This is a genomic window from Pontibacter akesuensis (genome assembly GCF_001611675.1).
GTDB lineage: Bacteria > Bacteroidota > Bacteroidia > Cytophagales > Hymenobacteraceae > Pontibacter > Pontibacter akesuensis.
The window spans coordinates 3,048,130-3,069,639 of record NZ_CP014766.1; the positions used below are offsets into that span (position 1 = coordinate 3,048,130).

General features: G+C 45.8%; 17 protein-coding genes. 3 read left to right on the forward strand and 14 right to left on the reverse strand.

Translation table 11 applies throughout. The annotated features are described in order from the left end of the window. Positions 1-223: 223 nt before the first annotated feature. The 3 genes from A0W33_RS13030 (at position 224) to A0W33_RS13040 (ending at position 5,317) form a co-directional block, all read left to right on the forward strand. Positions 224-1,507, forward strand: coding sequence for a polysaccharide lyase (locus tag A0W33_RS13030; RefSeq protein WP_068838599.1), 1,284 nt, complete (start codon positions 224-226; stop codon positions 1,505-1,507). Positions 1,508-2,291: 784 nt separating this feature from the next. Then, positions 2,292-3,665 (forward strand): exopolysaccharide biosynthesis polyprenyl glycosylphosphotransferase, encoded by a 1,374-nt coding sequence (locus A0W33_RS13035; protein ID WP_068838602.1) that lies wholly within the window; start codon positions 2,292-2,294, stop codon positions 3,663-3,665. Between the two features lie 20 nt (positions 3,666-3,685). Then, positions 3,686-5,317: a hypothetical protein gene (locus A0W33_RS13040; protein ID WP_068838604.1), complete on the forward strand. Its 1,632-nt coding sequence runs from the start codon at positions 3,686-3,688 to the stop codon at positions 5,315-5,317. Positions 5,318-5,323: 6 nt separating this feature from the next. Here A0W33_RS13040 and A0W33_RS13045 read toward each other — a convergent pair whose 3' ends face one another. The 14 genes from A0W33_RS13045 to A0W33_RS13110 form a co-directional block, all read right to left on the reverse strand. Continuing rightward, positions 5,324-6,361, reverse strand: a complete 1,038-nt coding sequence (locus tag A0W33_RS13045) for a DUF354 domain-containing protein (RefSeq protein WP_068838606.1) — start codon at positions 6,359-6,361, stop codon at positions 5,324-5,326. Positions 6,362-6,467: 106 nt separating this feature from the next. Further along, the gene (locus A0W33_RS13050; protein ID WP_068838608.1) at positions 6,468-7,415 is read right to left on the reverse strand and encodes a glycosyltransferase family 4 protein; all 948 of its coding nucleotides are present in this window, start codon (positions 7,413-7,415) and stop codon (positions 6,468-6,470) included. Positions 7,416-7,461: 46 nt separating this feature from the next. Further along, the gene (locus tag A0W33_RS13055; RefSeq protein WP_068838610.1) at positions 7,462-8,589 is read right to left on the reverse strand and encodes a glycosyltransferase family 4 protein; all 1,128 of its coding nucleotides are present in this window, start codon (positions 8,587-8,589) and stop codon (positions 7,462-7,464) included. Beyond that, positions 8,573-9,388, reverse strand: a complete 816-nt coding sequence (locus A0W33_RS13060; protein WP_139237167.1) for a hypothetical protein — start codon at positions 9,386-9,388, stop codon at positions 8,573-8,575. The genes A0W33_RS13055 and A0W33_RS13060 overlap by 17 nt, the downstream gene beginning before the upstream one ends. Positions 9,389-9,476: 88 nt before the next feature. Then, entirely contained in the window at positions 9,477-10,217 is a 741-nt protein-coding gene (locus A0W33_RS13065; protein ID WP_068838613.1) for a class I SAM-dependent methyltransferase, read from the reverse strand. 92 nt (positions 10,218-10,309) lie between these two features. Then, positions 10,310-11,422, reverse strand: coding sequence for a glycosyltransferase family 4 protein (locus A0W33_RS13070; protein ID WP_068838614.1), 1,113 nt, complete (start codon positions 11,420-11,422; stop codon positions 10,310-10,312). A gap of 71 nt (positions 11,423-11,493) precedes the next feature. Continuing rightward, positions 11,494-12,729, reverse strand: a complete 1,236-nt coding sequence (locus A0W33_RS13075) for an LTA synthase family protein (RefSeq protein ID WP_244888602.1) — start codon at positions 12,727-12,729, stop codon at positions 11,494-11,496. Positions 12,730-12,887: 158 nt separating this feature from the next. After that, positions 12,888-13,847 carry a glycosyltransferase family 2 protein gene (locus A0W33_RS13080; protein ID WP_068838616.1) on the reverse strand — a complete coding sequence of 320 codons (960 nt, stop codon included), beginning with the start codon at positions 13,845-13,847 and terminating at the stop codon, positions 12,888-12,890. Further along, positions 13,840-14,406: a protein kinase family protein gene (locus tag A0W33_RS13085; RefSeq protein ID WP_139237166.1), complete on the reverse strand. Its 567-nt coding sequence runs from the start codon at positions 14,404-14,406 to the stop codon at positions 13,840-13,842. The genes A0W33_RS13080 and A0W33_RS13085 overlap by 8 nt, the downstream gene beginning before the upstream one ends. A gap of 204 nt (positions 14,407-14,610) precedes the next feature. Then, the gene (locus tag A0W33_RS13090; protein WP_068838618.1) at positions 14,611-16,050 is read right to left on the reverse strand and encodes a lipopolysaccharide biosynthesis protein; all 1,440 of its coding nucleotides are present in this window, start codon (positions 16,048-16,050) and stop codon (positions 14,611-14,613) included. A gap of 14 nt (positions 16,051-16,064) precedes the next feature. Beyond that, the gene (locus tag A0W33_RS13095) at positions 16,065-17,240 is read right to left on the reverse strand and encodes a hypothetical protein (protein ID WP_068838619.1); all 1,176 of its coding nucleotides are present in this window, start codon (positions 17,238-17,240) and stop codon (positions 16,065-16,067) included. 99 nt (positions 17,241-17,339) lie between these two features. After that, positions 17,340-18,425 (reverse strand): NAD-dependent epimerase, encoded by a 1,086-nt coding sequence (locus A0W33_RS13100; RefSeq protein WP_068838620.1) that lies wholly within the window; start codon positions 18,423-18,425, stop codon positions 17,340-17,342. 51 nt (positions 18,426-18,476) lie between these two features. Further along, entirely contained in the window at positions 18,477-18,968 is a 492-nt protein-coding gene (gene nusG / locus A0W33_RS13105; protein WP_068838621.1) for a transcription termination/antitermination protein NusG, read from the reverse strand. 219 nt (positions 18,969-19,187) lie between these two features. Beyond that, entirely contained in the window at positions 19,188-21,503 is a 2,316-nt protein-coding gene (locus tag A0W33_RS13110; protein WP_068838622.1) for a GumC family protein, read from the reverse strand. Positions 21,504-21,510: the final 7 nt, after the last annotated feature.

A 21,510-nucleotide genomic window follows, 5' to 3' on the forward strand; every position in this document is an offset into this window, starting at 1 on the left:
GGTAGCTACCGTAATTGCTGATTTTTTTTGATGAAGTTACTCTTAAGAGAGGAGTAGAGATGGGTCCGCGAAGAGTGAGCTGGTTTACAGCAAGTATAGACATACAATTCTGTAGTTCACTTTAAAGAAAGGTTTAGTACCTCTTTTGTAGAAAATGTTCTTTAATTAAATCAAGTAATTATCCTATTTATTAACAGCTTTTTTAGCCAAATTACCCTTATCAATGAACTTTAAATTCCGTAACCTAATTGCCCCTGTACTGCTAGGTGTAATAGCAGTATCATGTGACCAAAAAGAAGTTGAAGAAGTAAACCCAGACGGATTAGCTAAAACATCAGTAGTTAGTGCCGCCACATCTGCCAACCTCTTATTCAATGAGACTTTCGAGGGAAGCTCTGCATTCTCAACAGTACACAAACAATTCGGCCCCTCCCACGCCTTCAACCTGGCAACTAGCCCTGTATTTGAAGGGTCAAAATCAGGACGCTTCGAGCTAAGAGATTCAGATCCGCTGACAAGTGGCGGTACGCGATCGGAAGTTCTTTTCCCTGCCCAAGATAACAGAGAGAGATGGTACTCGTTTTCTGCCTATTTCCCTGCGGACACTTATGCAAAAGACGGCAATAATGATATTATCAACCAGTGGCACCAAGGCACCAGCCCAGCCATGTCACTGCGAACCGAGGATGATAGGTTTCACCTTAAGGTAGGTAACACGAAAGATAACAGACAAGACATTGACCTGGGTGTTGTAACAAAAGGTGTATGGCATACTTTCGTATTTCACGTAATTCACTCTGCCAAGAGCGACGGACTGGTAGAAGTATGGATCAACGGAAACAAGAAACTTACTCGCTCTGGTGGCAACATGTATGATTCGTTCCTGCCAAGATGGAAAGTGGGTATCTATAAGTCAAGCTGGAACGATAGCGGTACAACAGATACGAAAGTAAGGGCTTTCTATTTCGACAATGTTAGAATGGGAAATGAGAAAGCCACCTATGCGGAGATGGTATCAAATACCGGAACAACTGCTCCGGCACCGGCTCCGACACCTGAGCCTGAGCCTGCACCAGCCCCTGCACCTGCTCCAGCCCCTGCACCTGCTCCAGCACCTACACCTGCTCTGGATGTACCTAATACAACAGCGCATGGCTTTACGCTGATAGATGCTGGAAGAGAAATTGGCATCATGCCTTTAACCAATGGCGCTACCATTAGCTTAAGTTCTTTGAACACCACAAGGCTTAATTTCCGTGCTGACATAGAGCAGACAGCTTCTGTTGGCAGTGTTAAGTTTGTTCTAAGTGGCACGCAAAGCCATACGTATGCTGATAATGCTGCGCCATATGCTATTTTCGGTGACAGTGGGGACGGTAATTACTATCATGGTGGCTGGGTGCCTAAAGTTGGTAACTACACACTAACGGCGACTCCTTATTCAGAAGCCAAAGGAAGAGGTACTGCTGGTACACCAATCACTATTAACTTCACCATCAAAAATTAAATTAGTTAATCATCAGTTTAAAAAGCAGAGTATTGCCACTTAGCATAGTAAAGAAGCTTTAGGCATTATTTAACAAAATAAAAAAGCAGCTGGATCTCCAGCTGCTTTTTTTATGCGCGCTCAAGTTGAGCATTAAATCAGTATCAGGCAAACAGAAAAGTTATGCACCTTACCGGTGGCAGCCAGGAAGTAGTCATTGCACGACGCACAGTTGTAATGTAATAGTATCGCCCTTTGCCTTGATAAGTCTCAGCAGCTCCATAGATGCCGCTCTCTATACATCGTAATATAAGACTGGTATTTTCACCTTATCCAAGCAATACCCCCGCCATATTTATCTCCTCACAGCTTACTCAAGCACCTCTTATAGAGGGAAACTGGCTGTTTTGGTTCTATATTCCAATAGCTGATGAGTGTACCTTCAGTAGCTGACGATAGTATAACTATTCATTCACCTCCTAAATTACTCCTTTGCCTAACTTTAGCCTCTTTAGTAAATTTAAATACATATTTAATTAAAAAAAATATTAAATTAGTTAAATAAAATCTCGCGAGTAATATTCTTAGTTACTAACTGAATTTTCAGGGAACCGGCTATTCAGCAACATAATATATAGATATTTAAGTGTTGAGACAGCGGTTAGTGATATCCAATGCATGTAAATACATTGGATAGGGAGGATGTGCTTTGCTTTAGTTTAAGCGCGCTAGTAAAATTTATAACTAAAGCTATAACGACTTTGTGACGACGCAATTTGAGTAAACGTTTATCAGGTAAAAAGTTATGATTAAATTAAGACACAGAATTCCTGTCCTGTACTTGGGAGGGGATGTGCTAACTCTATTCATGACGTTCATTTTCTCCTTCTATCTATTTGAAGACAAAAATTTTCAGGGCCTGAAATGGAGCATACTGCTGGCCCTGGTCCTCCTTTGGTTTTTCATCGGGTATTGGAGAAAACTCTACGAGATAAATAACTCAGCCAACTTACGTATTCTTAACTACTTCAGGACCTATCCCATACTTATAGCCATTGTTCTTGTGCTGTACTCAGTGGTCCCATTTGAGTTGCCTAACGTCAACGTAGTCATTGCCTTTATACTAGGCTTTCCGGTGGTGGCTATCCCCATAAATCTTCTTATGGCAAACATCGACAATCAGATTGTTCCTCACAACAGTACTAAACGAACGCTCATAGCAGGTATAGGGCGCTTAGCCGGCGATGTTGAGAAACGTTTGAACAGTAGGCTGAAACCCGGCTATGAGATAGCCGGTTACATTAAGTGTAAAAAAGAGGACTGTGTAGTTGGGCAGGACAAGGTTGTAGGTGATTTGAAGCACATCCACGACTACCTGAAGAACAACCAGGTTGATGAAATTGTGATAGCGCTACCTGTTAAGGTATCAAAAAAAGTCAGGAACATACTTAGCGCTGCAGACTACCATGGAGTAAGGGTTAAATACATTCCGGATTACCAGAATTTGCTCGGGACCCAGTATAAAGTAACCAGGTTCGGGCACTTAGACGCTGTAAATGTACGGCAGTTGCCCTTAGATGAAACAAGCGCATTTTTGTTTAAAGGCAGCTTTGATAAAATCTTCTCATTTGTTGCCATTGTGCTCCTGTTGCCTATATTCCTTATCCTTAGCGTTCTGGTGAAACTGGACTCACCCGGACCGATCTTTTATTGCCCGATCAGGATAGGAAAGGGGGGAAGACCTTTCAGGGTATACAAGTTCAGAAGCATGAGGGAAAATGACGCGGCATCAGGAGGGTATTTATCCACGCAAGTGAATGATATTAGAATAACCAGGTTAGGGAAGTTTATGCGAAAGTACAGCCTCGACGAGCTCCCACAGTTTCTGAATGTGCTTCTTGGTGATATGAGTGTGGTTGGCCCAAGGCCGCATAGAAGTTACCTGAATCAGCAACTGCAGGAAAGCGTGGACAAGTACATGCTCAGGCACTACTTTAAACCTGGAATTACAGGCTGGGCACAGGTAAACGGCTGGAGAGGTCCGACAGAAACCCAAGAACAGCGCGCACAGCGCACGCTGCATGACCTATGGTACATGGAAAACTGGACACCATGGCTTGACTTAAAAATTGTTTACCTTACAATTTTCAGCCGCAAGGCGTACAAAAGCGCTTATTGATAAAGGTTAAGACCTAGCTCATGGGAAACTTGTGGAGCAGCGATAGCATGAAAAAAGTGTCTGTTTCGCTCTTTACCGGCGTGTTGTTATTTGTCATTCTAAACCATGAAGAGCAAAGCCATACTTATCTACCGGATCAGATATATCAAAAGCCGAAAACAAGGCTTGTGACACTGACTTCGGACGGTGGCATCTCTTACGGACATTATGCGAATGAGGGCGAGACAGACGCCATCCATACTTTACCTGATTTTTCGTTTGCCGGATACATGGGAGGCGGTGTTGCATTGCCCAATCTTCCAGTAAAGGTAACGCTTAAACCACAAGAAGGAGATTGCAGGCCTCTGATCCAAAATGCTATAGACAAGGTAAGCAGCATGCCTGCAGATTCAAACGGATTCAGGGGAAAGGTGCTGCTGAAGGCTGGCACATATGCAGTAGCGGGCACACTAGAGATTAAAGCAGGCGGGGTGGTGTTGGCCGGGGAAGGTCAGGATGAGGGAGGTACTATTCTAAAGGCTGTAAAAGAGGCACAGCATACGTTTATTATAATTGGGGATGACCGTTCTAGCTATAATAAAGAAGAGGAGACTGCTATCCGAATCACTTCTGAATATGTTCCTACCGGCGCCACTTCTTTTAAAGTTCAAGATGCTTCAGACTATCAGGTAGGAGATACCATTCTGGTGCAAAGAACACCTAATATGACCTGGATAATCATGCTTGACATGCACCAGTACGGGTGGACGACCAAGAAGTATGCTGTTCCCCACGAGAGAGTGATAACGGATATAGACCACAACAACATCAGCGTTAACATCCCGGTTGTAGACCCTGTCAAGTTGAAAGAGGGAGGGGGGCAGATATTGAAAGCTAAAATAGATCGGAAGACAAAGAAATCAGGCGTCGAAAACCTTCGCCTTGTCTCCTCTTATGAACACGCTACCGATGAACTCCACGGGTGGGATGCTGTAAAGCTACGGATGGCTGAAAATTGCTGGGTTAAAAAAGTGACTGCGCAGTACTTTGGCCGCTCCTGTGTTACCATCGAGAAAAAGTCAGTCTTCAATACCATTGAAGACTGTGCCATGTTAGACCCAAAGTCACATACAAAGGGGCAGCGAAAATACTCCTTTTCCATTGAGTCGGGCAGCTTTAACCTGTTTCAACGCTGCTTTACAAGAGGCGGGCGCCATGACTATGTAACCGGTGCACGGGTGGCCGGGCCTAATGTTTTCTTAGACAGTTATGCGACTCAAACACATTCTGACATAGGGCCACACCACCGATGGGCTACAGGTACACTCTTCGATAATATTAAAGGCGGAGAAATGCGGGTACGAAACAGAAAGGGGAGCGGGACCGGGCATGGCTGGGCTGGAGCGCAGACAATGTTTTGGAACTGCACAAGTACCTCAGAAAAGGGAATAACGGTAGAAAGCCCACCCGGAAGTATAAACTGGATTGTGGGTGGCAAAGCCGACCAGCTAAGCGGAAATGGACATCGGGAAGCTTTTGGAGAAGAGGTGCAGCCGAGAAGTCTATACTTAGCCCAGTTGGAAAGCCGGCTTGGAAAGGGCGCAGTAGTTGCAACTACCACTGCTCAACAACGGGGCAAGCCAGCTACTGTACAGCATGCACTGGATAAGTAAATACTGTTACTTGGCATACTTCAGGACTTCGGACATCATCAACTCAGTAGTATCAATACATTCTGCCAGAAGCTTTTCCCGGATCTGCTTGAATTTATACTTCATATCCTTGCACGCTAGTATGGCTTCAGCTTTTTCTATAGCCCTTTGCTGGTCCTGCTCACTTTCAGTAAAGTTAAAGACAATCCCGTACTTACGCTCTTCTTCATCCGTGTAGCCTCTCCCGTCGTTATCTATAAAAACAGATGGGGTGCCGAGCACAGCAGCCTCAGATGCCATCGTGGCGCTTTCACCGAACAGCAGGGTGCTGTAGAAAATTGCATCGTGCATTTTGTTTATAGGAATACGGATGCGGTACGGCTCTAAATCATCAGGCAGTTTTGCCTCGGATGTAATAAAGACCCGCCCATACTTCGATATGGCTTTGATAGCCTTTCTTTTGTTTTCAAGGGACATGCCTGTATGGCCAAAGTCATGTGCCGCAGCCCAGGAGACAAACCTGACGATCACATACTTTTCGTGTGGTTTGATACCTAGTATTTCATAAATGCTAGGGTCGGGCGTAAAATAGTTTGGGTGCAGGTAGGCCAACTCCATATACCCGTTAAACCGTACGTGCTTCTCGCCGAGGTCAAGTCGGTAGCAGGAGGGGGTATACACCTTTGTGGCAAAGGGAACAGTGAGTTTGTGATGGAGACCAGCGTGCTCAGTATCGCTGAACACCAAAGAGGGCTTGCCCAGCAATCTGGCCACCTGCGAAGGATAGGGATGCAGAAAGTTAAGAAACAAGTCTGGCTTAAACTGCTGGCAAACCTGAATCAGCTTCATATCTGCGTAAATCATGTACAGAAACTTACCAACTTTGCCGTTTCGGCCTTTGCCCCGGTTAACAAACGTTATACCGTATAAATTTAACAGGGCGTGCTCCATCTCCTTGTTCCTCGAAACAAAAAGAATGCTATGCCCCTGTTCGCCCATCAGCCTAGCGAAGTTCCTGAAGTAATGCACATGGGCAGGATGGTTGATATCAATAAGTATTCGCATTGGGGGAAGCGTACTGTAAACGTGTTGGTTGGAATATTGGAGCGAAGAAATAAACAGCGTTTTCAGCGACTAAAAGGCCGGAAACTTCAGCTTTGAAGCTTGCTGTTTAACGCATATCTGATTTAATAGCTTTCGTATATATATTGAATAACTTGTTTGAAATCATGTTGTTGTCAAACTTACGAATGATGGGGTGCCTGTTCTGTACCCTCGCATTTTTCGAAGCGATGAGGTGCAGGCATCGCACAAACTCCTCTACTTTCTTGGGTACAATAAAGCAATTATCTACTCCCGAGCAGATGGATTCAACATCTCCAACATCATTTGCAACAACAGGAAGTGCGTTCAGGATAGCTTCTTTCACCACTTGAGGACTGCCTTCGGTCTTACTGCAAAGTATAAGCGCGTCTGCAGCTTGCATTAGTTCCGTCAGTTCTGTGCGGGAATAGCCGGCTAGCTCTATAAACTGCACACGTCTGGAGGTGGAGGCGGAGAAAGCGTTTATCACCTCAAACGCGAAGGCAGGATCCTTTACTTCACGGCTAAAGTTTGATGAGAAGAGTACTACAAAATCGTTTTCACCCCAGCCTTTTTCCTCTCTGGTAGCCTGCCTACAGCCTAACTTTATGTCTGTATCAATGCCGCACGGTATAACAGAAAAGTCTTTTTGAAAGTAAGGTGCCATTTTTTCTGACACAAGTATATTGTGCGATGAGAACTGTGCCGCTAGTAACGATAGTTTACGCTCTGATTTCTTATTGATGTCGCTGCCGTGAAAGGTGATAATGATTTTATAGTCTTTGAAAAAAAGGAGCTTGTTTAGAACAACAACCAGTGCAGATAAACCATAGTGCACATGTATAATATCCGCACCGCTTTTCTTTATGGTGCCCAACAGTTCCAAAACTGCCTTTGAGTAACCCTTGATACCACCCTTTGATATCAGAAAGTGCTGAATGTTTACCTTGAAGTTCTTAGACACAACATCTGCCTGCTCCTTCACGAAAGGGTGAGGTACACCTGTTTTTGATCGGCTGACATAAATTATTTTCATAGGAAGCAGGTACTATACGAGTGAATTCCTGTGGATACGGCTTTATCTAAGTAATGGCTTCTTGGTAAACCTGCTCAAAGGCTTTTCCCATACTTTCGAGCGAGAATGTCTCTTCTATAATTTTCTTACTTGCCCTGCCGAAAGATGCACGCTTCTCCTGGTCGTTAATCAGGTCGTTTATGAGAGCTATTATTTCTTCCTCCGACTGGTTTAGGATCAGGTAGCCGTTTTGATTATGATGCACTATTTCTCTCGTTCCCCCTGCATCGTTTGCCACAACGGGCTTGGCCAGAGACATGTACTCCATGATAGAGTTAGATATACCCTCTCCGTGCACTTGCTTGTTAGAGAATAGAACCCCAATGCTGCACGCATTCACCAACGCCTCCACATCATTGATTCTGCCCGGAAAGAGAATTCTTAAGTTGCCTGAACTTATACTTTGCAGCCGTCTGAATTCAGAATCATCCTTATCAACCCCACCCACGCCAATAAAAGAGACATCATCTCTGGCATTGGTAATCTGCTCGGCAATGCGGTAAAAGGTATTATAGTCTTTGTGCGGAGTGAAGGAGGCCGACATAATAACTGTATAGGGAGTGGCTATCCCATACTTGCGCTTTATGTCATCAATGCTGGGTAGCTCAGCAAACCGGTTCATGTTAATGCCGTTGTAGACCACCCTCGATTTTGCTGCCGGTGGCTTGTAGGTATCGATGCCCGCCTTGGAGTTAGAAAGTATGATTTTGGAGAAACGAAAGTTTAACCTGTCGATGAGGTTTGGTAAAGACCAGCGCTTAAGCTTAGGAGGAGCAGCCGTTATCTGGCTGTTCACTAACGGTACACCCTGTGCTATTACTGCCGGAAGGGTATAAAACGATTGCATCCTTCCCCACGCATGTATAATGTGTGGCTGAAACTGGTTACAGATGCGGTAAAACTGAAGTGGTAGTGTAGGGTCACTTCTCTTCCACCTTCTTTTAAGCACAACATGGGGTATGTTTAATTTGAAGAAGTCCGGGTAGTGAATTTCATTCTGTGTTAGGGCGACCAGGAGCTCATACCTCCCCTTGCCGTTCAGGTAAGTCAGCAGTTCTATCATGCGCCTTTCTTTTCCTCCCGACCGCAGGCTGCCAATAAAGAAGAGAATGCGGAGCTTATGATCTTTCTCCATGGCTGGTAAGATGTGCTTCTGAAGCTTTGGGTTTTATTATAGGAAAGTTAGAGGTTAGCCAGTGTGCCAGTGCTTTGTGCGGCGGTAGCGTATACTGCTGGCTGAGTTGCACTACCAACGCCGGGTGCACTCCGCGAAGTATAAATGGCACCCACTGTATCCCGAGTATTTCTGCCATACGAATGCGGTGGTTGCCCCCGCCTCCCAGGCAAAGGCTACCGTTCCGGGTAAGGTGGAGGCGTATCTCTCCGCTGCTGGGCATACCTAGTTCTTCCTGTGTCAGGTAACCGCTTTTTTGCATGGAGTCAAAAGCTTTGATCAGCTGCCTGAAGTATAGGTGCACCTGTTCCATAGTACGGCACCCTTGCGGCGGGTTAACTGACTTACGCTTAACTGCCTCAACCATGGAGGCATACTGGGGAGTAGCTTTGTACGTTTTGCCTAACAGAAACATGCCGCGAACTGTCTCGTGCAGGTCCCACTTCTTCGCGCTTTTCGGAGCAGGCTTAAAGATGGAGGGGAGGGGATGTGTCATGTTTATATCCCAATCGCCTTCCATGCAGAGTTTTCCTGGCTGGTAGTGCAAGCTTGCGTGCAGCTTCACCTTTTTTAACTCAACCCAATAAATGGTAGGTTTAGTTGGGGTAGGAAGCAACTGCACCAGCCTCTCAATAGGAGCGTTCTGAAGCAGGGCAGCCTCATACTGCAATGCAAACGGAATGCGTAATAGGCGCCATTTCCCGAGGGCGTAAAGCCTCCTCACCGGTTTGGGGACCGCGTTAACGTCGTATAGTTTCATTCATATAGCGTGAAAGAAATCAAAAAGGCCCCCACGCCTGGCCAGTTAGTAGTAAAAGAGCTTACCTGCAGCCTGCGGGGTAATGGCTTTATTTTTCCATGGTAAACTTAAAGTGGCTTTGTGTGAGATAGGACATAAAGGAGTTTCCCATTAACACTCTTCCCGGTTTACCCAGTTTGTTAGGTGTGCTCCACTTAATCACTGGTTTTCTGAAGCCAATTTCTTTCAAAAGCGACACCCAGGTTTCGGGCCGTTGGTGCTTGTGCCATTCTATAGTTGGGTTAAAGTAGCACTTCATTCCAATGGCGTTCAGGAAATTATCGCGGCTACAATCTGCTACAATTAGCTTACCGCCTTTGCTCATTTTGCTGTACACCGCCGTAAAAATTTCTTTATAGGTGTTGTAGCTGCTTTCTTTCTCCAAAAAACTGATGCAAGCCTCCTCATCCAAGTGGTTAATAGAGTTATGCAGCAGGACAATGTCATAAGATTCATCCTTAATCTGCCCGACGTAATCCTGTAGCGTTAGCGGCAGGTGCTCTATGGGAAAAGACGTGGCGAGAGCTGACTTGAATTCTTTAAATTTTTCTATCATACCGGAGTTAGAGCCGTCGAATTCCGGCTCCAGGCACACCACTTTCTTAGCGCCTTTTACGGCGGCATAGAAAGTGAGTAAACCGGCACCACCTCCTACATCCAATACGGTTTTATTTACAAAGTTTACACCTTCAAAAATGTAGTTAAGGCGAAATGCCAGATTCGGTTTGTTTGAATACATTTTCCGATCTATGGCCAAATCGAAAAAATTGCTTTTTACAGTTTTTAGCATAATCTTACTTGTTTAATCTTGATTTACAATCGTTAAGTAGATTGCTCCTAAGAAGGCGCCGGTGGGAAATTTACCAGGTGAATAAGGTATAACTAATTAGAGTTTAGGAAAAGTAGCAGGCTTTTAGCAAGTGCTTTATAGTTGTGGTGCTCTAAAACATAGGCAGATGCGTTTTCTGACATGGCCTGGTAAGTTGCAGGAGTGATGGTCGCATACTGTGTCAGTAAACCTTCAGGGCTGCTGTACACGATACCCAACTTGTGGTTTGTTAGAATGCCATCTGGATTTACATTGTCGCTTGAAAGTATGGGAGTGCCTACTGACATGGCTTCTAGGAATGTATTGCTGAACCCCTCATAGCGGGAGGTATTTAGCAGGAATTTCGCCTTTGCAAGGTAAGGCAACACATCCTGACGGCTTAAAAACCCGATGAACTTCACGTTGGGCAACTCCCTAAGCTTTGGCAAGTATAGGCCGGTTTCCTCATCCACTTTGGTTGTCTCTGCTCCTGCCACTATGAATTGCTCGTGTCTCAAGGTTGAGGCAATTTCATAAAGCAGCTTCAGGTTTTTAGGATACCGGAATGTGCCCAGCCACGCTATGTATTGTCGCTCCTGAATAGTAGCGTTTTGGGCAGACTCTATAATAATTGGGTTGGTTATTTTTACAGCCAGTTTATTTGGGAACGCTTTTTTGATTATACTTAGCTGGTGCTCATTCTGGCATAAGATGCAATAGGATAATCTTAAACCGGCTCTCTGAAATAGCATCTGCACTTTGGATGGATTCTTATAATAAAAGTTATCGTCTAGTACCACATCAGAAGAGATGCGAAGCACATACTTGATGTTGAGTTGACGGCAGATCAAGGCCAGCAGAAAGGACGTCCAGCCAGGAATGCCCTGGTAGAGATAGTCCGGCTTCACTTGCTTTACTTTCCGGTAGATGTAAGGGAAGCGATAATAAGCCCACCGTAACCAGCGAACTCCTTTTTTTCTATCGTATAGGGGAACCAGCTTGATGTCCTTACAGTCTTCTTTTACTGATTCCTTGTGGGTGGTGTTCGTGATAACATGCACCTCCTGACCAATAGCTGACAGCCCTCGAATCCAGCCATACGCCTGCACTGCCGCTCCGCCAGAGGGCTTTTCCTCCTGTAGCAGGATGTTCATGAGCTTGTCATCGAAAAATAAGAATCTAGCCATAGTTTCGTTAGTTTACTGGTGCATTGGGTAAATGTGCAAGTATGTGCGGTGTTGGCTGCAGCGAGAGCTGCCTACGCATGTATCAGATGGTGTTCTTTCTCTTCGTTCAACTCTACTTCTGTGCTGTCTTCCTCTTTGCAAAGGGGCAGGTTTAACAGCAGAAACAGTAGAATCATGCAGCCAACTTCTGTGTAGCGGCCAGTAATGGTGTAAGCAAGAAACGCGATGGCGCAAAACAAAACGATTAGCCTATCGGTGCTGTTTCCAACTGCACGATTTGCTTTGATAAATGGCGTAAGCACCATCAACAGGTAAAGCGCAACTCCGATCAGCCCGCTGGAGTGCGCAATGTTGTTCAGGTCACCGTGCAGGCTTCGCTCCTCGAGTGCGCCTCTGCTGTAATTGCCGCTGCTGTTAAAGAGCTCGAACCCGGTCAGAGGATCATAGTCGTTGTAAACGAACATGTCCCTGTAGAGGAGCTCATACTCCATAAAACGTTTCTCTTCTTCCAGCTCACGCTCATCTAACTTCCGGAGCGCATACCGTTCCTCAAAAACAGAAAGAAAATTTGTGTTTGCGATAACAAGAAAGCCCAGCACAAGGGCAATGCCGCTAAAGGCCACCACCATTTTAAGGTTCTTCTGCGCTATCAGGATGAGCACCAGTACAAAAATTCCCATAATGCATATGGCTATAACAGAGCGCCGCATAGACAGCATGATAAATGCCAGTGAGAGCGTGTAAGCAGCCAGGTAAACCAAGTTTCGCTTCTGCAGGAGCTTCAGCAGCACAATGAAAGCCGCGATGGGAATAATGTTAAAATCTGTAGCCGATAAGTTGCCATACAATATGCCGCTGCTAATGCCATACATGGAGTGGGCAGAGTACCTGAAGTAGGAAGACACCACCACGTTTGAGACAAAGAGCACCAGTATTATGCCTGCAGCATTGGCAAGATTATCAAAAATTTCTTTCCTGAAATGCTTCTGGTATATCGAGACTATCAAGGGCAGAGACAGAAAGAACCACATCACCGCAAGCAAAAAGGGTCTGATGGCAATCAAATCGCTGGACTGAAACATCAGCACGACAAAGTATAAAGCGAGGAAGATGGAGAAGACATTATGCCGAAGAAAGAACGCGTTCTTATTGATAGCGGTAAGCAGCAGGAACGACACCAGCGCATAGTACCCGAGCGAAGGAATCAAATGCACCTCAATTACCGTGTTTGCGAATACCAGAACAGGGACGTAAAGCAAGGACAGTTCCTTTTTCTTCAGAAAAAGGTAGCCAGCAAAAGCCCACATTAATAGTTCTAAGATATGGAAGAAGGCGTTCATGTTATATATCGGGTACTGAACCTGTCTAAGTATGAGCTGGCGAGAATAGGCCGTCAGTTGTGCCCACCGTGCGATAGTATTTTGGTATTATTTCTGATTTAAGGTAAAGGAAATTTGGTGATGTTTCACCGGGAGGCTAATAGCAGAAGCTTTTTCTGCTTTAACCAGCGTTTGATGCCTTTGTAGCGTGGCTGCAGATTTCGCAGCAAGACAATGCCTGCGTAAGGCAAGCGGTTCAGGTATGCCAGGTACTGCCAGTCTTCTTTCGAAAGCTCCGTGTACTTTGTGCGTTGCTGTATTTCAACGCTCTTTTTCTGGGGCTGACCGAATGCATAGCGGATACCCGCGTTGATAGCCTTCTTGGCAATGAATTCGTTTCTGTAAAAGTCACCCTCCTTGTAAAGGTCAAACCATGATTCTTTGCAGGTATCCATTTTGCCTTTGCGCATAGCGTTTACCGAACTAACATAGTTGTACTGCGCCAGGACCTGCGGCGTAAAGGCTACTTTATATTTGATGGCGATTTTTGACCATGTGAACTCATCTTCTCCGCCAAACATGCCAATCGGGAAACCGCCAACTGAATCGAACACACTCTTGCGCACAACCACTGCAGAGGAACACGGCACAGAGTGCAGAAACTTCATCTGAAAGAAGTCCGGCACAACTCCCTCGGGTAGGCTGCTGCCGTGCAGGATTGTTTGCAGCTTGGTTACCCTTCGATAGGCTGAGCTGTACATGCCGCAATCAGGAAATCTGCTTATCAAGCAGGCCATCTCCTCCAGAAAGTTCTCGTCCCAACAGTCGTCTGCATCCAGGAAGGTGACATAAGGAAACTGGGCATGCTGTATGCCATAATTCCGAGCATCCGACACACCGCCGTTTGGCTTTGACAGCACCTTCAGCTTCGGGTTTGAAAACGACTCCGCCACTTGCAGGCTACCATCGGTAGAGCCATCGTTCACCACGATTACCTCAAAGTTGCGCAGCTTCTGGCTTAAGACAGATATAAGAGTCGCAGCAATGGTTCGTTCCTTGTTATACAGCGGAATGATGACGCTAAATAACAGCGGTACACTATTCATTGGTCAGAAAGCTTAAAATGCGGTTGTACTTTTTAATTTGATTTAGATGCACGTGTGCTGCACCTTTTCGAAGTCCAAGCTCCCCGGAGATCCTTGAGAGGCAATATACTGCCCGCAGGTGCCTTGGGGAGGTGGAGCAAAGGGAGGCTATACTCTCCAGGTAAGCCGCTTTTTTTAAAATGGCGACTGACCAGCTTTCTTTATGGGCTACTGCGTTCCTGAAATTGTAGAAGTGGATGTAGTCTGTAATAAAAGAGCCTTTGCAAGAGAACATGCTCCAGTCAATGATCTTTATTGCCGATCCAACAAACAAGATGTTGCCCAGATGGAAATCGCCATGGGCACTGGTAGCAGGCAGCTGAACACAGCCCACCAATGCTTCGATTTTTTGAATTAGCCCTTTCTCCATGCCATGCAACTCCAGGGAGCGAAGCTTGTTAAAATCAAAAGATTTAGATGCCCGCTGCGTTGGGTAGTGCAGGGCTTGCTCCAGTTTCGACGCCACAAAGCGTTCTACTTCTTCAGCCTCAGCACCTGTTGCAGGTATTCCCTTTGCCATAGATAACCCCAGGAAATGTGGCCTAACCTGGATTACATCCTTCTTCCAGAAATGGGTTTTAAGTGCACACTTGTTTCCCGCTTCCTCCATGCCTTTAGAAGTCCTGCCAACAGGCATGAACAACTTATGCGTTATACTTCCGGTGTGAAAGATAAAAGAGTGCTTTCTAGCTAATTTAGAACCAATTCTCAGTATACCCTGCATCTAACTTTTCTTTAAGAGTTTTACGCCTTGTTTCAGATCCCTGGCAAACAAAAGTCCGTAAGCTAAGCCTCCTGCAGCCCCTGCAATGATCATATTGGGTAGCGGCGGCATACCAATGCGTGTTATCAGAAGTATGATGAACAGCATCATGGCAGCTCCAAGTACGGGCTTACTTAAAGCAGCAAAAACATCCTTGTCAGATACATGGATATACTTCTTCATGAAATAGTGAAATGTAATCCGTGACGTGGTGTAGTGTAGGCAAACAGCGTAGGCAACGCCAGTCAATCCAAAGTACTTTAGGCCGAAGTAGATGCCCGGGAGCGCGACCAGAAAAGTATTTGTAATGTTTAGGTAGAAGCTTACAGATGGCTTTCCTATGCTCTTTAATACTTCGGCGGGTGTTCCTGAGATGGCAAAAATCATCGATGCGACAGACAGGATACGCAGTGGTGCAGCTGCTTCTACCCATTCCTCCCCAAACAGCACAAGTATAATATCCGGTGATAAGCCAATGAACAGAACAGAAACCGGAAAGGTAACGGTTGCCGTCAGTGTCATGATCTTGAGGTAGTACTCCCGTATCATCGGCAGGTCATCCTGCATCTTACTGTAAACAGGGAAAAGCACCTTGTTAAAGATGGAATACAGCTGCCCACGCAGTGCTTCTGAAAGCGTAAATGCTAACGTGTAGACACCCAACATGTGCGCGCTCACCAGCTTGCCAATAATCAGGTAATCCACGTTGTTCCTGAAAAAGAACAGGATGCCATTTACCTGTGTATAGGTGCTGTAACCGGCCAACTGCCGCAGCGAGCTACCTTGGAATGTAAACCTTGGCTTCCATCCAACCCTGGCCCAGTAGGAAATGAAAATGATACCTGATCCAAGCAGGTACTTCATCACAAGGCTCCAGACGCCAAACCCAGAAAAAGCTAACGTAATCGCAACGATAGAACTCACAACAGAACCGGAGAAACGAATGGTGACCAGTGTTTTGAATGCGAGCTTTTTAGTAAGTATAACCCTCGGAATAATGGTGAGGATGTTGAAAAATAAGTATAAGCTTAGGGCATTGAGTATAGGCACCAGCCGTGGCTCCTGGTAAAAAGATGCTCCAAACGGTGAGATAACCGTAAAAAACAACGCGATGAAGCCGGTGCCTATGGCTAAGAGAAACCAGAAAGCGCTGGAGTAGCGTGTTTCTGTCAGTGCGTCTTCCTTCTTTTGAACTAAGGCGTTGAACAGCCCCATGTCCGATATCACCTGAAGGAAGTTGATGATGATCATGGCCATCCCAATTATGCCGTAGGCTTCCGGCAGCAAGAGGCGGGCAAGGATAAGCTTTACTACAAAATCAGTGCTGCGCGTACCGATTACACTAATCGTGTTCCACTTTATGCCCGAGGCAATGTTCTTTTTTATACTTGCTACAGCCATTAGCGGGAAAGTCTCTAGTCGAGCTTTAGGGTAAAAAGGTTATCGTATACTTTGGAGTGCTTATAGATTTCAGAGATGATGCAGTCCCTTGCTTCACTAATTGTCAACTTAGAGGTGTCTATGCTGACGTACTTTCCTTTGGAAATTACCTCTGCCACTTTCTTGAATTTGGTGATGTTGGCCCTGCTTCCCTCCAGTGTAATCTCTACAGGCTTTCTGCTGACCAAAACCTCCGGATCAGCATGAAGAAAGAACACCAGATCCGGTTTGGGAAGTATGGTTTTATAGAGCAGTTTCCTACCAGGGTTGCCGTTTGAAAAGACAAAACCGGGAAACCTGTCAATTAGCACGACTGAGTACTTAGACTTCATCTTTACAGGCAGTATCCGGAGCATAAACTCAGAAGGAAGTATAACCAGTGTTCGTAGCAGGCCCAGCACCCTGTTCAGTGGTTTATTCTGTGATCTGCGCGCGTAAAATCTTTTGAAGAGGGGAGTGGTCCAGCCGTTTTCTCCCATCCCCAAGTATAGCAGGCTGGATTTAAGGTTTAGCTGCTGCCTTACTTCCTTGATCAATGTGGTTTTGCCAGCACCGTCGGTTCCTAAAAAGAGCACATTCAGACCATAGCCATACTTGGTAAACCTGCTGTTGCTCCTGACCATTTCCTTTTTCTCATGCCTGAAGTATGGCGCCACCAGCTGCTGAAGCTCCTGTAACTGCAAAGGGAAGGAGCGGTTCAGCCAGCTTTCCATTTCCTCCAGTAGCGGCAGCATTGTAGGTTCACATTCGGCTTTATAGCGGGTAATGTAGGAGCTAAGGTAATGGCGATGCTTCTCCTCCAGTTTCCCTCTCTCTTTATAAGCCAGATGGGCAGCATACAGCAGCACCGCATCCAGGCCAGTAGGGCGGCAAACTCCTTTGTTGTTCAAGGTTGCCTTTGCCAAGGCGCCATCTTGCTGCGCATAGGTAAAACAATCGTTGTGGCCATGGGCAAAGGACAAGGCGTACTTTACATCCAGGTACACTTCTGAGTTTGGCAGGTAGTAGAAGAAATGGTTGAGGTGCCGTGCAGGCTCCTTGCGTTTATACCACCCTAGGGAGAATAGTAGCTCCTCGAATACACGTTTATCATCGGCACGAACAAAAAGATCCACATCAGCAGATTCGAAGTCACCCTCAAAATCTGTCAACAAGAAGTACTTTATGTTAGTACTGTTTAATGTGCCAAACAGCAGAGCTAGATGAGAATTCATGCGCTAGATGGTCAGAAATTGGGAGTTAAGTTATTACTAGGCTGCTTCAATACTGATTTCCTGTAGTTTCTCTATTGCGTAGTAGGCTTTGTACCAATCCGTGAACTTCCGGAGGCCTTCCTCTATCGTAGTATCCGGTCTGTAATTAAACTTCTCTATCAAATCATCAATATTAGCCCACGTAGCTGTCACATCGCCAGGCTGCATCTGCTTCAGTTCAAGTATAGCTTCCTTGCCCAGGCACTTTTCTAACTCCCTGATAAACGTTAGCAGCTCTACCGGCTGGTTGTTGCCAATGTTGTAAATGCAGTAAGGGGCAGATGAGCGGGATGGGTCTGGTTGTGTATTGTCCCACCCTTGGCAAGCAGCGGCAGGACTGTCTATCACATTTACTACACCCTTGACAATGTCATCAATGTAAGTGAAGTCCCGCCTCATTTTGCCGTAGTTAAACACCGGGATAGGCTTATTATGGCAGATGGCATCTGCGAAGGAAAAGTAAGCCATGTCCGGCCTGCCCCAGGGGCCATAAACGGTAAAGAAGCGTAGTCCGGAAGTCGGTATTTTGTACAGGTGACTGTAGGTATGGGCCATCAGTTCATTCGCCTTTTTGCTGGCCGCATACAAAGAGATGGGGTGATCCACGCAGTGCTTTACCGAAAAGGGCATAGTTCCGTTTAAGCCATATACGCTGGATGAGCTGGCATACACCAAATGCTTGAGCGGGTTGTGCCGGCTTGCCTCCAGTATGTTCAGAAAACTGATTAGGTTAGACTGGGCGTAAGCATCGGGGTTTGTGATGGAATAACGGACTCCAGCTTGCGCAGCCAGGTGCACGATTACATCAAAGTGCTCCTTCGCACAAAGTGTCATCAGGGCTGCTTTGTCTTCCAGATTCATCCGGATAAACCTATAGCCGATGTGCTTGCTGCTCTGCACTTCCGTGTGCCAGTCTACTAGGCATTGGTCAATACCGCTTTCAGCCAGGCGGGCAAATTTTAGTTTTGGATCGTAGTAGTCGTTGATATTGTCTATTCCTACTACTTCATCCCCTCTCCTTAACAATTGCTCAGCCAAGTGAAAACCGACAAATCCTGCTGTTCCTGTAACTAATATTTTCATGTGCTAGCTGTTAATATAATCCCGACGCTACATATTATTTTATTAGGCTTTCTATACTTTCACTGCGCTTGCCGTATCAAGCTCTGCATACATGAAGAACCCGAGCGATGGAAGCGCCACCTTGATTTGATTGTTCTTGACGGCTACCACGGTGCCCTCTTTATCCATCAGAGAACCCGATGTTACCTTTACCTTGTCGTTGACGTTGAATGCGGCTCTTTGGACCTTAACAGTGCTGTGCTCCTTCAAAAACTGGCTGATGGCCTCTATTTCTTCATCTCTGATAACAGCAGGTTTGCCCAGCCAATGCACCAGGTTGATGATGCCGGGCACCTGCCGGAGATGCGGAAACTGTTTTTCCTGGAGCCTTACAAACACATAAGACGGTAGCAAGGGCGCCTGTATTAATTTCCTTCTATCACTCCACTGTCGCATCACTTTGTTCAGCGGGCAATAATTTGTGACGTTTATCTGCGTTAAAGCATCAGCTACCTTCTTTTCCCAGCGCGGTTTTGTATACACCGCATACCATCTCTCATCCATAGCCACGTCTTTAAAATTTGAATAATCCGTCACAGAAGTATAAGGCTTCGCCTTCCTCAGTCACATGCCGTAACCGGGTTGAGGGGATTTTGGAGTAGCTGCTTGCATAATATATTCTGAGCAGCCACGTGGTTGTGGTAGCAGCAAGTATAACTGCCACCGTGTTAGTTTTGAAATTGCGCGCTTCTCCTAAAGTATGACTGGGGGAGAAGCAGGAGTTTATGCTTTTACTTTCCGGGACATGTATGTTTTGTCGCCATACCTGTTCTCGTAGCCATACCCGTAACCGTAGCCGTACTGCCCCTTGATGTAGCCCCTGGGTTTTACCCCATTAAAGATGATGGCTACATTGTTCAGAGAAGCTAACTTATTGCTCTGCGACAGGCGCTGCACAATGTTTTTTGGAGTATAGGCATGACGCATCACCAGCAGCGTAATGTCGCTGTACTCAGAAAGGAGATAAGCATCCGAAATCAAATCGATAGGTGGTGTATCGATGATGATGTAGTCCATGGCACTCTCCAAGTAGCCGAACAACTGCTCCAGTTTACCGTTCAGCAACAGTTCTGTGTGGTCGCCAACATCCATCCCAGCCGGAACCAAGTACAAATTGGAGCAAGAGGTATCTCTTATAATCTCATCAAGGGCAACCTCCTCATTCATGAACTCGATAATGCCGGGTTGGTCGCGCATCTCGAAAAGGTTGGATGCGTTTGGATTCCTTAAGTCGAAATCAAGGAGTGCTACCCGTTTTCCTGAAGAGGCCAGGCTACAGGCTAAGTTCGTGCTGACATAGCTCTTGCCTTCACCCGGTATACTGGAGGTTACCATAATCTTCTTTTTTGTGAAGGTGCGCCCGTACAAACCCATTGTAGCCCTTAACTGCCGGAACTGTTCCACAACCGAAACCTCTACTGGCTTCTCAAATGGCGCTTTCATCTTGGACTTAGAAGTTGACAGTTCCGCTACAATCGGAAACTTTATGTGGTTTTCAATTTCTGACCTAAACAGCAGTTTACTGTTAAGCATCTCCTTACCGGCTACCAAGGCCACTCCAGACCCAAGCGCAAACAGAATTGCTGCCACATACGCGTACAGCGGTTTTGGGCTAATCGGCTTCTTGGAGGATGAAGCCATATCCACAATCCGGATATCTTCGGCAGTTGGTGCATACGAGAGTACCGTTTCCTCCCTTTTCTGAAGTAAAAAGCTATAGGCATTGTTCTTAACAGACTGCTGCCGGCTAATTTCCAGCAACTCTCTTTCCTTCTGCGGAATGTTTTGTATAACCGCGTTATACCTGTTGTTGGTAGATAAAAGGTTGATGCGGCTTGCCAGGAGGTTGTCGCGCTGGTTCTGTATGTTCTCCAAGATACTTGGCCTGATGCTACTGATTTCCTGCGTCAGCGACAGGATAATAGGGTTGTTCTCAGCCGTTGTTTTGCTTAGTTGCTGGTGCTCGATCTCAGTATTGTAGAGTTTCTGCAAAAGCTGGGAAAGCACCGGATCATTTACTCCTAATGTAGAGGGGACAATTCCTGTTGTGTTCTCTTTCGAGATCACGTACCGCTCAACCCGATCCAACACAGCTAGTTGCAGGTTGATCTCTGATATGCGGCGGTCGTTGTTGCCGACATTCTGCAGAAACAGTTTGCCCTGTTCATTTAAATCTACGGCTCCTTGCGCAGACTTATACTGCACGATTTTCTTTTCAAGCTCATCCAACTCCTTTTCTATAATCTGGATTCGCCCCTCTACGAACTCCAGGGTCTGCGCTGCCAATTTATTTCTGTCGTTAAGTGTTTCCTCCTGGTAGGCATAGATTAAGGTGTTTAAAACATCCTCTCCACGCTCGGGCACCTCGTCCCTAACATAAAGGTTAACAACGCTGGAAAGCTTACCCGGTGATTCTATGATCACGTTGCCAAGCAGCTTATTGGCTGCTGCTTTAGGATTAACAAGGGAGAAGTAAAAAACGGAGTTAGGGGAGACTATGGTTCTACGGGCATTGCTGGTAAAACGAATTACACCATAGGGGGTATTCAGCCACTGGTTTAGCGGGTAAATTTTGTTGTTAATTGTCAGTTGCCGCCGCTGCTCATCAAAAGTAAAGTAAACTTTCGCCTGTTCCTTTACTTTTTCCGGCGACTGAAGTTCTATGTTGATAGGGGAGGTGATGTAGGCAGAAACGGACTTAAACTCTTCGTCCTCGAAAACCGGCGCATATAGGCCTAGCCTGTTTACCACTTTGTTCATCAACTCATGAGAACTAAGCACATTTATCTCGTTCTCTACAATCTTGTTAGAAGTAAAGGCATCTATCGATTCCGTCATTTTCGAGTCGTTCACCCCCTTCTTCTCGTCTTTCACAATTAGAGAAGCAGTGGCTGAATAAACAGGCGTGGCATAATACCGCAGGTAGCCCCATGCGCCTAGCATGGATACTGCGAGTAAAATAACAAACAACGGCCAGAAAGGCAGATATTTAAATAAAATATAGCCTACTAAGTTATCATTAAGTTTTGCCTTCTCCATAATTCCA

What these genes read in the sequence shown, in the direction of transcription:
- A0W33_RS13030 (WP_068838599.1), top strand. Translation starts at nt 224, where the DNA reads ATGAACTTTAAATTCCGTAACCTAATTGCCCCTGTACTGCTAGGTGTA.
- A0W33_RS13035 (WP_068838602.1), top strand. Translation starts at nt 2,292, where the DNA reads ATGATTAAATTAAGACACAGAATTCCTGTCCTGTACTTGGGAGGGGAT.
- A0W33_RS13040 (WP_068838604.1), top strand. Translation starts at nt 3,686, where the DNA reads ATGGGAAACTTGTGGAGCAGCGATAGCATGAAAAAAGTGTCTGTTTCG.
- A0W33_RS13045 (WP_068838606.1), bottom strand. Translation starts at nt 6,361, where the DNA reads ATGCGAATACTTATTGATATCAACCATCCTGCCCATGTGCATTACTTC.
- A0W33_RS13050 (WP_068838608.1), bottom strand. Translation starts at nt 7,415, where the DNA reads ATGAAAATAATTTATGTCAGCCGATCAAAAACAGGTGTACCTCACCCT.
- A0W33_RS13055 (WP_068838610.1), bottom strand. Translation starts at nt 8,589, where the DNA reads ATGGAGAAAGATCATAAGCTCCGCATTCTCTTCTTTATTGGCAGCCTG.
- A0W33_RS13060 (WP_139237167.1), bottom strand. Translation starts at nt 9,388, where the DNA reads ATGAAACTATACGACGTTAACGCGGTCCCCAAACCGGTGAGGAGGCTT.
- A0W33_RS13065 (WP_068838613.1), bottom strand. Translation starts at nt 10,217, where the DNA reads ATGCTAAAAACTGTAAAAAGCAATTTTTTCGATTTGGCCATAGATCGG.
- A0W33_RS13070 (WP_068838614.1), bottom strand. Translation starts at nt 11,422, where the DNA reads ATGGCTAGATTCTTATTTTTCGATGACAAGCTCATGAACATCCTGCTA.
- A0W33_RS13075 (WP_244888602.1), bottom strand. Translation starts at nt 12,729, where the DNA reads ATGTGGGCTTTTGCTGGCTACCTTTTTCTGAAGAAAAAGGAACTGTCC.
- A0W33_RS13080 (WP_068838616.1), bottom strand. Translation starts at nt 13,847, where the DNA reads ATGAATAGTGTACCGCTGTTATTTAGCGTCATCATTCCGCTGTATAAC.
- A0W33_RS13085 (WP_139237166.1), bottom strand. Translation starts at nt 14,406, where the DNA reads ATGGCAAAGGGAATACCTGCAACAGGTGCTGAGGCTGAAGAAGTAGAA.
- A0W33_RS13090 (WP_068838618.1), bottom strand. Translation starts at nt 16,050, where the DNA reads ATGGCTGTAGCAAGTATAAAAAAGAACATTGCCTCGGGCATAAAGTGG.
- A0W33_RS13100 (WP_068838620.1), bottom strand. Translation starts at nt 18,425, where the DNA reads ATGAAAATATTAGTTACAGGAACAGCAGGATTTGTCGGTTTTCACTTG.
- nusG (WP_068838621.1), bottom strand. Translation starts at nt 18,968, where the DNA reads ATGGATGAGAGATGGTATGCGGTGTATACAAAACCGCGCTGGGAAAAG.
- A0W33_RS13110 (WP_068838622.1), bottom strand. Translation starts at nt 21,503, where the DNA reads ATGGAGAAGGCAAAACTTAATGATAACTTAGTAGGCTATATTTTATTT.